Below are 15,806 nucleotides of genomic sequence, written 5' to 3' on the forward strand. Positions count from 1 at the left end.
ATCAAGCAATGGTAAAACCATTGCTTTTTTATAAATAAGTAATGAGGTTATGTATGGATTTATTGAAGGGATTAAATAATAGACAATTAGAAGCTGTGGAGCATTTTGGTTCTCCATTGTTGGTTCTTGCTGGAGCAGGAAGTGGAAAGACTAAGGTGTTAACTACAAAAATCGCTTATGCAGTTTTAGAAAAAAATGTAAGTGAATATGAAATTTTAGCTATTACTTTTACAAATAAAGCCGGAAAGGAAATGAAAGAGAGAATAGAAAATATCTTTAAAAGAGATATTTCTAGTATGTGGATAGGAACTTTTCACTCAATTTGCTCTAAAATTTTAAGATTCAATATAGAAAAAATAGGATATTCAAATAATTTTACGATTTATGATAGAGATGATCAAAAGTTAGTTTTAAAAGAGATTTTTAAACAAAATCCTACTTGGGAAAGTGTACTTGGAGAGTTCAAAAATGCTATTATTGGAATTATAAGTGATGCTAAAGGCAAAAATGTTAAATCAAGTGAATTTTCAAAATATTTTTCCTTTGGAAATAATACTGATGTAGTAGAAAAAATTTATAAAAAATATGAGGAAATCTTAATAAAGAATAATGCTTTAGATTTTGACGACCTTATCTTTAAAACTATTGAACTTTTTAAAAGATGCCCTGAAGTTTTGGACTATTATTCTGAAAAATTTAAATATATTTATGTTGATGAATATCAAGATACTAATGATGCCCAATATGAGATTATAAAACTTTTAGCATCTAAATATAAAAATGTATGTGCCGTTGGAGATATTGACCAATCAATTTATGGATGGAGAGGAGCAAATATTTCAAATATTTTGAATTTCGAAAATGACTTTCCCAATTCAAAAATAATTTTACTTGAAGAAAATTACCGTTCAACACAAAAGATTTTGGATTGTGCTAATGAACTTATAAAAAATAATGTAAATAGAAAAGAAAAAAATCTCTGGACAAAAAAAGAGGGCGGAGACGAAATAATTTATAAAAGCTATCAAAATGAAAATTATGAGGCTATAGAAGTTGCACAAAATATTTCAAATTTGATTTTTGAAGGTTATAATTTATCAGATATCGCAGTTTTATATCGTGCAAGTTTTCAATCATTTGCAATTGAAAATGCACTAAGAAAAAATTCTATTGCGTATAGAATGGTCGGTGGACTTAAGTTTTACGATAGAAAAGAAATTAAAGATATTTTGGCATATTTGAAATTGATTGCAAATCCGAAGGATGATAATGCTTTTAGAAGGATAATAAATTATCCTAAGCGTTCAATTGGAAATGTAAGTTTGCAAAAACTAGAGGAATATTGCTATGCTGAAAATATCAGTCTTTTTGATGGACTATTTAGAAATGAATTTTTGGACTCTGTAAGTAAAAAATTAAGAACTGAATTTGAAAATTTTAGAGATATGATTTTCGGCTTTATCACTTGTGTTGAAGATACTGAAGTTGAAATTTTGATTAAAGAACTTTTAGATTCAATCAAATTTGTAGATTATTTAAGAGAAAATGAAAAGAAAGAGTTTGAAAAAAAGGCAGAAAATATAAATTTATTTTTGGAAGAAATTTCTAATAGTTATAAAGGAATTAAATTATTAGAATACTTAGAAACCAATAGTCTTTTGTCTGATATAGATAAGACTGAAGATTCGGATGAAACTGTTACTTTAACTACTATTCATTCTGCAAAAGGACTTGAATATAAAGTTGTATTTATTATAGGAATGAATGAAGGTATATTTCCGAGTGAAAGGTCAATTAAAGAGAGAGATGATGGACTTGAAGAAGAAAGACGACTTTTCTATGTAGCTATTACTAGAGCAAAAGAAAAACTTTTTATTTCTTCAACAAAGAGTATGACTATGTATGGGAAATTAAACCTTTATAGAGTTTCAAGCTTTGTAGATGAAATAATTAATTATGTTGACGATAAAAGCATTAATTTTGAATTTAATTTTGATGAAGAAAGAGTTACTACTTCGAAAATTAGAAATGATGCTTATACAGATTATTCCAGAACTTATGTATCTAATGCAGATCTTGGAAGAACGAAATTAGATAAACCATTAAATCATTATCAAAAACCAAATAAGACTTCATCTAAAGATGTTTATAAAGTTGGAGAAAAGATTATTCATGAAAAATATGGTGAAGGTACTGTAATTAAATGTGAAAAAGCAGGAACAAAGGTTATGCTTATGGTTGCATTTGATGGAGAGGGTATTAAATTATTTGATTTAAAGAAAGACAAGCGTATAAAGAGGGCTTAATAATGGATAAAATGAAAGAAATTGTAGAAAAATTAAATCTTTGGGCATATAAGTATTACACTTTAGACGAACCTATTGTAAGTGATGCTGAGTATGATAAACTCTATGATGAACTTCTTAAATTAGAAAAAGAAACAGGCGTAATTTTACCAAATTCTCCAACTCAAAGAGTAGGTGGAGAAGTTTTAGAAAAATTTGAAAAACATACACATTTAAGAGAGCTTTACAGTTTACAAAAGGCTCAAAGTTTTGAAGAACTTGAAGAGTTTCATAATAGATGTTTAAAACTTTTAAATGAATATAATTCTATAAATAATTCTAAAAAAACTTTGGAATATTATGTTGAATTTAAATTTGATGGACTTACAATTAATCTAACTTATGATAAAGGAATTTTAGTTTCTGCATCTACTAGAGGAAATGGAGTATATGGAGAAGAAGTTTTTGAACAAGTGAAGACAATAAAAAGTATTCCGCTTGAAATTGATTATAAAGGTTTAGTTGAAATTCAAGGAGAAGCCATTATGCCTCTCTCTGCTCTTGCAAAATATAACGAGACGGCAGAAGTACCTTTAAAAAATGCCAGAAATGCTGCAGCAGGAGCGATTAGAAATCTTGACCCTAAAAAGACAGCTAGTAGAAATTTAGATGCTTTTATTTACAATGTTGGCTTTAAGTCTGATGAGCAATTTAAAACTCAAGAAGAGATGATTTCATTTTTAAAAGAAAATAAATTTAAAGTAAATGAATATGAGAAAAAATGTCTTAATCTAAAAGAGATAAAAGATAAAATAAGAGAAATAGATGTTTTAAGAAAAAAAGTTGATTATTTGACAGATGGTGTTGTAATTAAAGTTAATGACTTTGAACTTAGAGAATTTTTTGGATATACTAATAAATTTCCTAGATTTGCAATAGCTTATAAATTTGAGGCGGAAGAATATAGTACAATTTTAAAAGAAGTTGTTTGGAATGTAGGTAGAACAGGAAAAGTTACTCCCACAGCTATTTTAGAACCAGTTGAAATAGGTGATGTAACTGTTCAAAGGGCAACTTTAAATAATTATGATGATATTTTAAGAAAAAAAGTAAAAATCAATTCAAGAGTTTTGATAAGACGTTCAAATGACGTTATCCCGGAAATTCTTGGAACAATGGATGAAGATAATGGAAATGAGATAGAAATTAAAATGCCAACACATTGTCCTTATTGTAATAGTGAATTGATTAGAGATGGAGTGCATTTTTTCTGTACAAATACTCTAGCATGTACACCACAGCTAACTTCTTCACTTGTTCATTTTTCAAGTAAAAATGCAATGAACATTGAAGGACTAAGCGAAAAGACTATTGAATTATTATTTGATAAATTGGGAGTTGATAAGGTATATAAAATTTATGATTTAAAATATGATGAACTTATCACATTAGAAAAATTTAAAGATAAGAAAGTTAATAATTTATTAAACTCAATAGAGGAGAGTAAAAATGTAAATTTAGAAAACTTTATCTATGCACTTGGAATTAAAAATGTAGGGATTAAAACTGCAAAAGATTTAGCAAAAAAATATAAAAATTTAGTTAATTTAAGAAAAGCAACTATTGAAGAATTGCTGCAGATTAATGATATTGGGGAAGTTGTTGCAAGTTCTATTTTTGAATTTTTTAATGATGAATATAGCAAAGATGCTTTGGATAAATTACTTGAAAAAGGAATAGAAGTAATTCCTTATGAAGAAATTTCAAAAAGTGAATTTACTGATAAGAAAATAGTAATAACAGGTACTTTTGAAAATTACAAAAGAAAAGATTTAGAAGATATTTTTTCTCAAAATGGTCTTATAGTTCAATCTGCTGTTGCAAAGTCTACTGACTTTTTAGTGGTAGGAGAAAAAGCTGGTTCAAAATTAAAAAAAGCACAAGAGCTTGGAATAGAAATTATAACTGAAGAAAATCTTGAAAGTTTTTTACAAAGTATCAGTTTGGGATAATACCTTTAGTTTATTGATACGAAAAAATGTTTAACAAGATGTTTTTAAAGACTTGCAAAGGCGATTGTTCTATGATATAATACTAATGTTAAATTTGAGTTTGTAAAAGGAGGTATGAAAATGTCAAAAAGATGTGCAATTTGTGATAAAACAAAATTATTTGGAAATAAAGTAACTTTTTCACATAGAAAGAGCAGTAGATCATGGGGAGCAAATATTAGAAAAGTAAGAGTTGTTGTTGACGGCTCTGTAAAGAGAATTAATGTTTGTACTACATGTTTGAAGAGTGGTTTTGTTGAAAGACCTTCATTTACTTCAGCTGAATAATTATAATGAAAATTTTTAGGAAGATTATTATCTTCCTATTTTTTTGTTCAAATATTAAAAATTTTGTTTGAGAAATTTTATATTACAATAAATAACATATTTCTACAATTTATTGATATTATATTAAATGTAAAAATTCAAAAATTAAATAACAAAAAATTTGACTAAATGCAAAAAATATTTTATACTTATATGAGTTAAATTATTAAGTTCAAGGTAGTGATTTTATAAAAATAGCAGTTATTGGTGCAGGTGCATCAGGTATTATGAGTGCGATATTTTCAAAAAATGAAAATACCGATGTGTTTTTGTTTGAAGGAAACGAAAAAATTGGTAAGAAAATTTATATTTCAGGAAAAGGAAGATGTAATATTACCAATTCAAAAGAAATTTACGAATTTTTTGATGAAGTAAATAGAAATAAAAATTTTTTATATAGTAGTTTGTATTCTTTTACTAATGAGGATATTTTAAGATTTTTTAACGAGAATGGCCTAAGAACTAAAGTTGAACGTGGGGGAAGAGTTTTTCCGGTTTCTGATAAATCAAGTGATGTTATAAAGGTATTGGAAAAAGCATTAAATGTCAAAGGTGTTAAAATTATTTTAAATACTGAAATTGATGATGTAAAGATTATTGGGGATAAATTTAAATTAGTTTGTAACAAAGATTATGGTCTTTTTGATAAAGTTGTATTTGCTACAGGTGGTAAATCTTATCCTTTTACAGGTTCTAGAGGGAAAGGTCATGAAATTTTAAAGAGATTGGGTCATACAATAACTGATTTAAAAGCTGGACTTGTTGGAATTGATGTAAAAGAAAATATTAGGAAATATTCAGGAGTAAGTTTAAAATTTGTAGATTTTAATATATATGGTAAAGATAAAAAGCTTTTACATTCTGAGTTTGGAGAAATGATTTTTACTCATACAGGTTTTAGTGGGCCAATAGTTTTAAAATCAAGCAAGTATTTTGATAATTCAAAAGATTTTGTTATTTCAATTGATTTAAAACCTAAACTTGATCAGCATACATTAGATCTTAGATTACTAAGAGAATTTGATCAAAATAAGAATAAAAATTTAAAAAATGTTCTTTCTAATGTTTTAATAGGTTCTATGGTTGAACTTGTACTAGAAAAATCTGGAGTTAATGGAGAAATTCCAGTTAATCAGATTAATAAAGAAGATAGAAAAAAGCTTGTAGAAACTATAAAAAATTTAAAATTTAACTTTAAGAGCTTAAGACCATTAAGTGAGGCAATTATTACTATTGGGGGCGTTTCAGTTAAGGAGATTAATTCTTCTACTATGGAAAGTAAGCTTATAAAAAATTTATATATTGTAGGGGAACTATTAGATGTTGATGCAAATACAGGTGGATATAACTTAACTATTGCATTTTCTACTGGACATTTAGCTGGAGTTTCCTGTATAGAAGGAGAGTAATTATGGATTATATTATAGCAATAGATGGACCTTCAGGAGTTGGAAAAAGCACCATTGCAAAAAAACTTTCTAAAATTTTAAAGATTAATTATATAGATACAGGAGCAATGTACAGAGCGATTGCATTTAAACTAATTTCTAATAATATTCCTTTAGATAACCATAATAAAATAAAAGAAATTCTTGAAAATACTGATTTTACATATAAAGCTAATTGCCTTTATATGGATGGTGTAAAATTAGGAAAGGAAATTAGAACTGATGAGATTTCAAAAGGAGCATCACTAGTTTCAAGTTATGATTATGTTAGAAATCATTTGGTTTCACTTCAAAGAAAAATAGGATTGGAAGGAAGTTGTGTTCTTGATGGGAGAGATGTTGGAACTGTGATTTTCCCAAAGGCAGATTTTAAATTTTATTTAACTGCTTCTTCTAAAGAAAGGGCAAAAAGAAGATTTTTGCAAAGTGAAAGAAAAAAAGGTCTTAATTTGGAGCAAGTTAGGGAAAGTATCGAAAAAAGAGATTTTGATGATATGAATAGAGAAGCATCTCCTTTGAAAAAGGCAAAAGATGCAATTGAAATAGATTCTACCGATAAGACTCTTAAGGAAACTATATTAGAGTTTTTATCCTATATTAGAGGAGAAAGTAATGTATAAATTTTTACTTAGGATAGTTTCTGTTCTTATAAAAATAATTTACAGAGTAAGAGTTAATGGAATTGAAAACTTTAAAGATGATGAGCCTATAATAATAAGTGCTAATCATATTCATATATTTGATCCTGTTATTCTTGCAACTTTAACAAAAAAACAAATATTTTTTCTTGCAAAAAAAGAACTTTTTGATAAAAAATTTTCGGCAAAATTCTTTTCAAAACTAGGAGTCATCCCTATAGACAGAGAAAATACTGATTTAAAAGCAATAAAGTCTTGCTTTAGAGTTATAAGATCAGGAAATATGCTTGGAATTTTTCCAGAAGGTACAAGAGTTAAAACGATAGACATTAGTAATATGAAAAAAGGTGTAGCTTTAATTGCTTTGAAAAATAAAGTAAATATATTGCCTATTCATATTGAAGGAACTTATAAAATCTTTTCTAAAATAACTGTTGATATATATCCTATGATAGAAATTAGTGATTTTGAAAATATGGAAGATGCGGAGGCTATTGATAAATTAACAGAAGAACTATTTTATAAAATTTATCAAGGGAAAAATGGAGATTTATATAGCAAATAATGCAGGTTTTTGTTTTGGAGTAAAGCGAGCTGTAAAATTAGCCGATAAAACTTTAAATGAAAATCAAAAAAATGAAAATGTGTATTCATATGGAGAATTAATTCATAACCCTCAAGTTGTAGAAAAGTTTGATGAAAAAGGACTTAAGGTTATTGATAATTATGAGAATGAAAAAAAAGGAACAATAGTTTTACGTTCACACGGAATACATCCAAATATTAAGAAAAAAATGATAGAATATGGACATAAATGTATTGATTGTACTTGTCCAGTTTTATTAAATATATATAGAAAAATTGAAAAGAAGGTTGAAAATGGATATGAGATTATAATCATCGGAGATAAAAATCATCCAGAAATCAAAGCTATGGTTGGTTATTGTGGTAATAAATTTTGTGTAATAAATACAAAAGAAGAAGCAGAAATGATAAAAAACAAAAAAAATTTATATATTATTTCACAAACGACCAATTTAGTAGAGAAATTTTTTCAATTTTCTGATATAATAAAGGATAGGAATGAAAATGTTATAATTGAAAATACAATTTGTGATGCAACTTCAAAAAGACAAAATTCTTGCGAAGAAATTTCTAAGAAAGTTGATTGTATGATAGTTATTGGGGGATACAGTAGCTCTAATACAAATAAACTTTATGATGTAGCCAAAAAGCATTGTAAAAATGTATATAGAATTGAAACATTTTTAGATTTACCATTGAAAGATATGGTAAAATATAAGAAAATAGGATTAACCGCCGGCGCTTCAACTCCGGATTGGTTAATAGAGGAGGTAGTTGAAGGTATGGAAATTTTAAGCAAGGATGAATTTATGGAACAAATAGAAGGGAGTATTAAGAAAATTTATCCAAGAGACATAGTGAAAGGAACTATAATTTATGTCACTGAAACTGAAGTTATGGTTAACATTGGTTATAGAAGTGATGGGATTATAAAACTTGATGAGTTATCTTCTGATGTTACTAAAAAGCCTAAAGACTTATTTCATGAAGGACAAGAAATTGACGTTTATGTAATTAAGCTTGATGATGGGGAAGGTAATGTTGTTTTATCAACTAGAAGAGTAGAATCATTAAAAGATTGGCAAAATCTTGTTGAAAAATTCAATAATAAAGAGTTGGTAGAAGCAGAAGTAGTAAAAGAAGTTAAAGGAGGCCTATTAGCTACTGTTGATGGAATTAATGCTTTTATTCCTGCAAGTCATATTACAACTAGCTTCGTAAAAGATTTTACACCATATATTGGTCAAAAATTAGAATGTGCTATAATTAATCTTGATGAAAGAAAGAAAAAAGTTGTTCTTTCAAGAAGAGAAGTAGAAGAAAAAGAATTAAATGAAAAATTAGATTTAGCTTGGAGTAAATTGGCTGTTGGAGATGTTTTAACAGGAACAATTAGAAAGCTAACTGACTTTGGTGCATTTGTAAATTTAGGAGATGTTGATGGTTTAATTCATGTTTCAGATATTTCTTGGAATAGAATTAAAAAACCTTCTGATATTTTAAATGTTGGAGATCAAGTAGAAGTTGTTATTTTAAAACTTAATAGAGAAAGAAATAGAATTTCATTAGGTTTAAAACAATTGACAAAGAAACCATTTGAATTATTCCTAGAAAATAATTCAGTTGGAGATGTTGTTACAGGAACTGTAATTAATTTAGTTGATTTTGGTGCATTTGTTAAATTAAAAGAAAATGTTGAAGGTTTAGTTCATATTTCTCAAATTTCTCATGATCACATTGAAAAGGCTTCAGATGTATTAAATATTGGTGATGAAGTACAAGTAAAAATTATAAATATTGATGAAGAAAACCAAAAAATATCTTTATCTATAAAAGAACTTCTTGAAAAACCAGTTGAAGAAACAGTTGAAGAAGAAAAAGAAGTAGTTGTTGAAGAAGAAAAAGAAGAAGAAGCAAAATTTGAAAATCAAGAATTGGATAATTCAATTGGTGCATTACTTGATATAGAATTATAAAATTCAAAAATTTTACAAAGCTGTCGAAAAAACGACAGCTTTTTTATGTTTTCATTGAAATAATTTTCGTTAAGGTATATAATTTAACTGGAGTGATTTTTATGAATGTAAAATTTTTTAATAAAAGTTCGGAAGAACGACGAAATATGATTCTGAGTGAAAAAGTTTTAAAGACAATTATTATTTTGACAATACCAATGTTTATGATGGGAATAGTACAAGCATTAATTCCAATTACTGATGGCTTATTTTTAAATAACAAATCCGGTTATGTAATTGCAGGAGCTATTGGTTTTTCTCAATCCGTAATAGGTATTTTAAATGCATTTTCTCAAGGGCTCAGTGTTGCGGCGTCGGCAATAATAGGACAATTATATGGGAAAGGCGATATTGAAAAAACCAAGCATAGTTCGGTTCAAATTTTGGTTTTATCTTTTGGTATAGGACTACTACTTTCGCCTCTCTGTTTAATATTATCTTATATAATATCAAGAGGGGTAAATGAAGAACTTTCAGTACATGTTTTTGAGTATCTTGGACTTTATTCTTTTGTTTTACCTTTTTTATTTATGGCAGCTATTTTTAATTCTATAAAAAATGGGACAGGACATCCTGAAGCACCATTTTTTCGTATGATAATTCTTTTGGTTTTTAAAATAGTTTTTAATACAATATTTTTATCAATTTTAAATTTAGGAGTTTTTGGTGCAGTATCTGCATCTTTTATGTCTTACTTTTTGATTGGTATTTGGATGTACTATGATTTATTTATAAAAAAATCAGATATGCAACTTTCTTTAAAAAATTTTAGATTCGATTTTGAATTTATAAAAAAAACAATGGCTTTGGCAATTCCCAGCATTTTATCATATATCTTAGTTTATATTGGATTCTTTTTAATTAATAAAGAAGTAGTAAAATATGGCTCTATTGCCCTTAATGCTTCTACCATTGCTTCTAATATAAATTCAATTTATTTTGTTTTGCCTACAAGTGTTGGAACAACGGTTACTACAATGATTAGTATGAATATAGGAAATGGGAATTCCAAAAATGCAAAAAAAGTATTTTATTATGGAATTTTGTTTTCTTTGATGATAGTATTTTCGATTATAATCATTTTTACACCTCTAAATCCTTATATTGTTGAGTTATTCCAAAAGAATCCGGAAATTACAACAATAACTAATAAGGCGTTGACTATTTATATGTATTCTGTGATAGGATTTGGAATATTTACAGTTGAACAAGGAGTATTTATTGGTTTGGGAAGAACAAAAATGCCTTTGCTTACAGGAATAATGAGAGTTTGGTTACTTAGATATATTTTTATAATTTTTACTGAAAAGTATTTGGGAGTATATTCAATTTTCTGGGGAAATTTATTTTCAAATTGTATGGCTGCATTTATATTTTTCTTTTTTGTTATGAAAGTGAAATGGGAATCAGCTATTAAAGATTTATAAAAATCTTGATTTTTTTCTTAAAATTTGATATAGTAGTCTATATACTTATGTATAAATTAGGAGGTTATTTTATGGAATTTAATAATGAATTAGGTAAAGTTTCTATTAATCCTACTGTGATTAAAACAATCGTAGCTAATGTGTTAAGAGAGAGTTATGGAGTTAGCGGATTGGCTAATGTTTCTCCTAAAGATGGAATCTATCACCTTTTAGGATGGGATAATTCAGGTAAAGGTGTTCATGTTGTACTTAAAGAAGATACTATTTTCATAGATTTACATATTGTTATTCAATATGGAATTAAAATTTCAACAGTTTGTGAGAATATAATAGAAAATATAAAATATAATGTTGAAAACTTGACAGGATTAACTGTGAAAAAAGTTAATATTAATGTTCATGGAATAAAATTAGAAGGTAATTAGGAGGAAATTATGATAAATAGTGAACAATTGCAAAAGGCATTTGTAAGAGCTCGTAATTATCTTGAAACAAATAAAGAGATAGTTAATAGCTTAAATGTATTTCCAGTTCCTGATGGAGATACAGGTACAAATATGTCTTTGACTATTAAATCAGCAATAAAGAATTTAGAAAATTCAAAAATTAATACTTGTGCAGATGTTACTAAAGCTATTAGCGATGGGGCATTGATGGGCGCAAGAGGAAACTCAGGAGTAATCTTATCTCAAATTTTAAGGGGTTTCTATTTAGGAAGTAAAGAAAGTGTAACACTTGATGTTGAAACTATTAAGGAATGTTTTGTAAATGCTTATAGGGTCGCTTATAAATCAGTTATAAAACCTACTGAAGGAACAATTTTAACAGTTATAAGAGAAATGGGTGAATTTGCAGAAGCAAATTATACTCATTATAATGATGAAATTGAATTTTGTAAAGAAATTTTAAAGGAAGGTTTTAGAAGTTTGGAAAAAACTCCTGAAATTTTACCTATTTTAAAAGAAGCAGAAGTTGTAGATGCTGGTGGCCGTGGACTAATGTATTTACTTGAAGGTGCCTTAGGAGATGAAGTTGTTGAAATTAAAAACAATTACGAATTTAATAGACCTGCAAGAATTGAACACTTGGCTGCACAACAAGATGAAGATATTAAATTTGGATATTGTACTGAATTTATGGTTACAAGTGATTCAGAAGAATATGGAGTATTAAGAGATAAACTTGCAAGTATTGGAGATTCTTTAATTGTAGTTAAAGGTGATAATATTATAAAAGTTCATGTTCATACTAATCATCCTGGACAAGCAATTGAATGGGCATTAGAATTTGGACCTTTACATGACTTAAAAATTGATAATATGAGAAGACAACATAATCATTTACATCATACTGACAAAGAAGTTGCAGATGCTAAGCATTCTGAAGAAGTGAAAGAACATAAAAAATATGGTTTTATTTCTATTTCAACAGGAGATGGTATCGATGAAATCTTTAAGAGTATGGGTGTAGATGAAATTATTACTGGGGGACAAACAATGAATCCTTCAACTGAAGATATTTTAAAGGCGGTTGAAAAGATTAATGCTGATGATATTTTTGTTTTCCCTAATAATAGTAATATTATACTTGTTTCAGAACAAGCAGCAAAAATTTCTAATAAAAGACTTCATGTTATAAAAACAAAACAAATACCACAAGCATTTAGCTCATTATTTAATTTTGACGAATCCTTATCAGTTGATGAAAATATTGAACTTATGACTGAGGCCATTTCCAATGTTAAAGTTGGTCAAATAACTTATGCTCTAAGAGATACTGAAATTGAAGGAGTAAAAATCAAAAAAGATGATTTTATGGGTTTAAATGAAGGTAAAATCACAGTGTCTAAAAAGAAAATAGAAGATACATTTAAAGCACTTATTGATCAACTTATTGATGAAGATTCATCTATAGTAAGTATTTACTATGGAGAAGATGTAAAAGAAAAAGATGCTGAAAAATTAGTAAAATTAATTGAGAAAAAATATAAAGATATTGAAGTTGAATTAGTATATGGTGGTCAACCATTATATTACTATTTGATTTCAGTTGAGTAGAAAAAGTCCGAAAGGACTTTTTTTGTAAGGATAATTATGGAATTAAAAGATATTAAGGGAATTGGAGAAAAGAAAATTGCTCTTTTAAATAAACTTGGAATTTTTACAGTTAATAATTTATTAGAGTATTTTCCATATTCTTATATTGATACAACAAAATTTAAAAAAATTTCTGAAATAACTGAAGAAGGAAGTTATTCATATAGATTAAAAATCATTTCTTTAATGGAAAATAGAAAAAAAAGAAATATTAGAGTTACAAAATTTTTAGCAATGGATGAAGAAATGAATTATTGCACAATTGTATATTTTAATAATATCTTTATTTCAAAAAATTTAAAGATTAATAATGTATATGAAATGTATGGAAGGGCAAAATTACTTGGAAAAAATGTTGAAATTCAGTCTCCTACAATGCAAAATAAAGCTAATATTATTGGAAGTATAATTCCACAATATCATTTGTGTAAAGGAATTTCTAATCTAGACTTAGTTAAGATTATCCAAAATTTATTAAAAAAGAATTCATATTTTGAAGAAAAACTACCTAGTAATATTCTAAATGAATTAAACTTGGAAAATTATGATAAAGCAATTAGGAACATTCATTTTCCAAAAGATAATGAAAGTTTTATTAGAGCAAAAAGAAGACTTGCCTTTGACGAGATTTTTTATTTTCAACTCTCTATGAAAAAATTAAAGAGAAATAATGATGATGCTATTAGGTTTGAGATAAAAGATGAAACGTATGATTTTATAAAATCTTTGAGTTTTAAATTGACAAATTCACAAAATAAAGTATTAGATGATATTTTTATAGATATGACTAGCGATAAACAAATGAATAGATTAGTTCAAGGAGATGTTGGTTGTGGTAAAACAATAATATCTTTTATTGCCATGTTTAATGTTATAAAAAATGGATTTCAATCAGTTTTAATGGCTCCAACTGAAATTTTAGCTAGACAGCATTATGAAAATGCTAAAAATCTTTTTTCAGGTTATAATATAAAAGTTGAGTTATTAGTTGGAAGTTTAAAAGAATCCGAAAAGAAAGCTATTAGAGAAAAGCTAGAAAACGGAGAAATTGATATTGTAATTGGAACACATGCGGTTTTTCAGGAAAAAGTTGTTTACAAAAATTTGGGCTTTGTTATTACAGATGAACAGCATAGATTTGGAGTTAAACAAAGACTTTTACTTTCTAAAAAATCTAAAAATCCAGATATATTAGTAATGAGTGCAACTCCTATACCTAGGACTGTTGGTCTTGTTATGTTCTGTGATTTGGATATTTCTACTATTGATGAGTTGCCTAGTGGTAGAGGAAAGGTGAATACTTATTTTGTAGATGAAAATTATGAAGAAAGATATATGAATTTTATAAAAAAACATATATCAGAAGGACGTCAAGCCTACATTGTTTGTCCGCTTATTGACGAAAGTGATACATTGGAATTACAGTCGGTTATAAATTTATATGAACGTTTAAAAGAAAGATATTTTCAAAACATTGAAATCGAGTTTATACATGGGAAGATAAAACCCGTTGACAAAGATAGGATAATGAAAAATTTTGAAAGTGGAAAAATAAAAGTTCTAGTTGCAACTACTGTAATAGAAGTTGGTATTAATGTTCCTAATTCAAATATAATGGTAATTTATAATGCAGAAAGATTTGGTCTTAGTCAATTACATCAACTAAGAGGAAGAATAGGAAGAGGAAATTATGAAAGTTTTTGTATTTTAGTTAGTAATAACAAAAGTACAAATGTAAAAAAGAGAATGGATATAATGTGTTCATCAAATGATGGTTTTTATATTTCTGAACAAGATTTTTTACTAAGAGGATATGGTGATATTCTAGGATATCGTCAATCAGGAGAAGCCAGATTTAAAATTTTAAATATCCAAAAAGATTATGAGCTTTTAAAATCTGCAATAAAATATGTTGATGAGCTTTTGAGTGAGGATTTTAATTTTGAAAAAAACGAAAATCAAGTTGTTAAAAGAAATGTTGATGATTTTATCCAAAATCTTAGTAATAACATTATTATGAATTAAAGAAAAGAGATATAATTTTTATCTCTTTTTTAGTTTATTTTAAAGATAACAGCATAAAATTATTTTATCTTATATTATTTACAAAAAGGAAATTAAAATAATATCATTATATTAAATTTAGTTACAAAAAGATTGAAAAAATAGTAAAAAAATGGTACACTTATTGTATAAAATTAAAGGAGAAAGACTATCTTATGGATTTAGATTTTAAAAGAGTAGTTATTAAACTTAGTGGAGAAGCTTTATCAGGTGGAGTTGGACATGGACTCCATGATGAAACAATTGAAAAAATCTGTAAATCAGTAAAAGACGTATATGATTTAGGTATTCAAATTTGTATTGTAGTTGGTGGTGGAAATTTTTGGAGAGGTCGTTCAAGTGAAAAAATAGAACGTTCGACTTCTGACCATATGGGTATGCTTGCAACAATAATAAATTCTTTAAGATTACAAGCTACACTTGAAAATATGGGAGTTCCTACAAGAGTTCAGACAGCAATTAATGTTCATGAAGTTGCAGAACCTTTTATTAAAAGGAAAGCTGAAAGACATCTTGAAAAGGGTAGGATTGTTATTTTTGGTGCAGGAACTGGTATGCCATATTTTTCAACTGATACAACTGCAGCTTTAAGAGCAGCAGAAATGCAAGCAGATGTAATTTTACTTGGTAAGACAGGAACTGATGGTATTTATGATAAAGATCCAAATAAATTTAAAGATGCAAAGAAATTTGAAGAATTAACATATATAGAAATTTTAAATAGAGGTTTAGGTATAATGGATGCTACTGCTACTTCTCTTTGTATGGATAATGATATTCCTCTTGTTGTATTTGGAATTGATAATCCAGAAAATTTAGTTTCAGTAGTTAAGGGAGAAAAAGTAGGAACAATAGTAAGGGGGAAATAAG

Annotated in this window: 12 protein-coding genes; all 12 read left to right on the plus strand. The window is 27.0% G+C overall.

The genetic code is table 11. The features are described 5' to 3' along the window. Positions 1–53 precede the first annotated feature (53 nt). Positions 54–2,306, plus strand: coding sequence for an ATP-dependent helicase (locus tag WFJ11_RS02665; RefSeq protein ID WP_338817637.1), 2,253 nt, complete (start codon positions 54–56; stop codon positions 2,304–2,306). A 2-nt stretch (positions 2,307–2,308) separates the two neighbouring features. After that, positions 2,309–4,297, plus strand: coding sequence for an NAD-dependent DNA ligase LigA (gene ligA / locus WFJ11_RS02670; RefSeq protein WP_338817638.1), 1,989 nt, complete (start codon positions 2,309–2,311; stop codon positions 4,295–4,297). 120 nt (positions 4,298–4,417) lie between these two features. Then, positions 4,418–4,624: a 50S ribosomal protein L28 gene (gene rpmB, locus WFJ11_RS02675; RefSeq protein WP_009372827.1), complete on the plus strand. Its 207-nt coding sequence runs from the start codon at positions 4,418–4,420 to the stop codon at positions 4,622–4,624. A gap of 242 nt (positions 4,625–4,866) precedes the next feature. Continuing rightward, complete coding sequence (locus WFJ11_RS02680; protein ID WP_338817760.1) at positions 4,867–6,072, plus strand: NAD(P)/FAD-dependent oxidoreductase; 1,206 nt, start codon at positions 4,867–4,869, stop codon at positions 6,070–6,072. A 2-nt stretch (positions 6,073–6,074) separates the two neighbouring features. After that, the gene (gene cmk / locus WFJ11_RS02685; protein WP_041954060.1) at positions 6,075–6,731 is read left to right on the plus strand and encodes a (d)CMP kinase; all 657 of its coding nucleotides are present in this window, start codon (positions 6,075–6,077) and stop codon (positions 6,729–6,731) included. Next, positions 6,724–7,314 carry a lysophospholipid acyltransferase family protein gene (locus WFJ11_RS02690; protein WP_009732777.1) on the plus strand — a complete coding sequence of 197 codons (591 nt, stop codon included), beginning with the start codon at positions 6,724–6,726 and terminating at the stop codon, positions 7,312–7,314. Before cmk ends, WFJ11_RS02690 begins: the two co-directional genes overlap by 8 nt. After that, complete coding sequence (locus tag WFJ11_RS02695) at positions 7,292–9,310, plus strand: bifunctional 4-hydroxy-3-methylbut-2-enyl diphosphate reductase/30S ribosomal protein S1 (protein WP_338817640.1); 2,019 nt, start codon at positions 7,292–7,294, stop codon at positions 9,308–9,310. The genes WFJ11_RS02690 and WFJ11_RS02695 overlap by 23 nt, the downstream gene beginning before the upstream one ends. Before the next feature lie 101 nt (positions 9,311–9,411). Continuing rightward, positions 9,412–10,776 (plus strand): MATE family efflux transporter, encoded by a 1,365-nt coding sequence (locus WFJ11_RS02700; RefSeq protein WP_029949124.1) that lies wholly within the window; start codon positions 9,412–9,414, stop codon positions 10,774–10,776. A 71-nt stretch (positions 10,777–10,847) separates the two neighbouring features. Then, a complete protein-coding gene (locus WFJ11_RS02705; protein ID WP_338817641.1) occupies positions 10,848–11,201 on the plus strand; it encodes an Asp23/Gls24 family envelope stress response protein in 354 nt (117 codons plus the stop codon). 9 nt (positions 11,202–11,210) lie between these two features. Next, positions 11,211–12,833, plus strand: coding sequence for a DAK2 domain-containing protein (locus WFJ11_RS02710; RefSeq protein ID WP_338817642.1), 1,623 nt, complete (start codon positions 11,211–11,213; stop codon positions 12,831–12,833). A gap of 36 nt (positions 12,834–12,869) precedes the next feature. Further along, complete coding sequence (gene recG, locus WFJ11_RS02715) at positions 12,870–14,897, plus strand: ATP-dependent DNA helicase RecG (RefSeq protein WP_338817643.1); 2,028 nt, start codon at positions 12,870–12,872, stop codon at positions 14,895–14,897. A 194-nt stretch (positions 14,898–15,091) separates the two neighbouring features. Beyond that, a complete protein-coding gene (pyrH, locus tag WFJ11_RS02720; protein ID WP_009372324.1) occupies positions 15,092–15,805 on the plus strand; it encodes a UMP kinase in 714 nt (237 codons plus the stop codon). Position 15,806 lies beyond the last annotated feature (1 nt).

This window comes from Parvimonas micra (genome assembly GCF_037482165.1).
Lineage (GTDB): Bacteria > Bacillota > Clostridia > Tissierellales > Peptoniphilaceae > Parvimonas.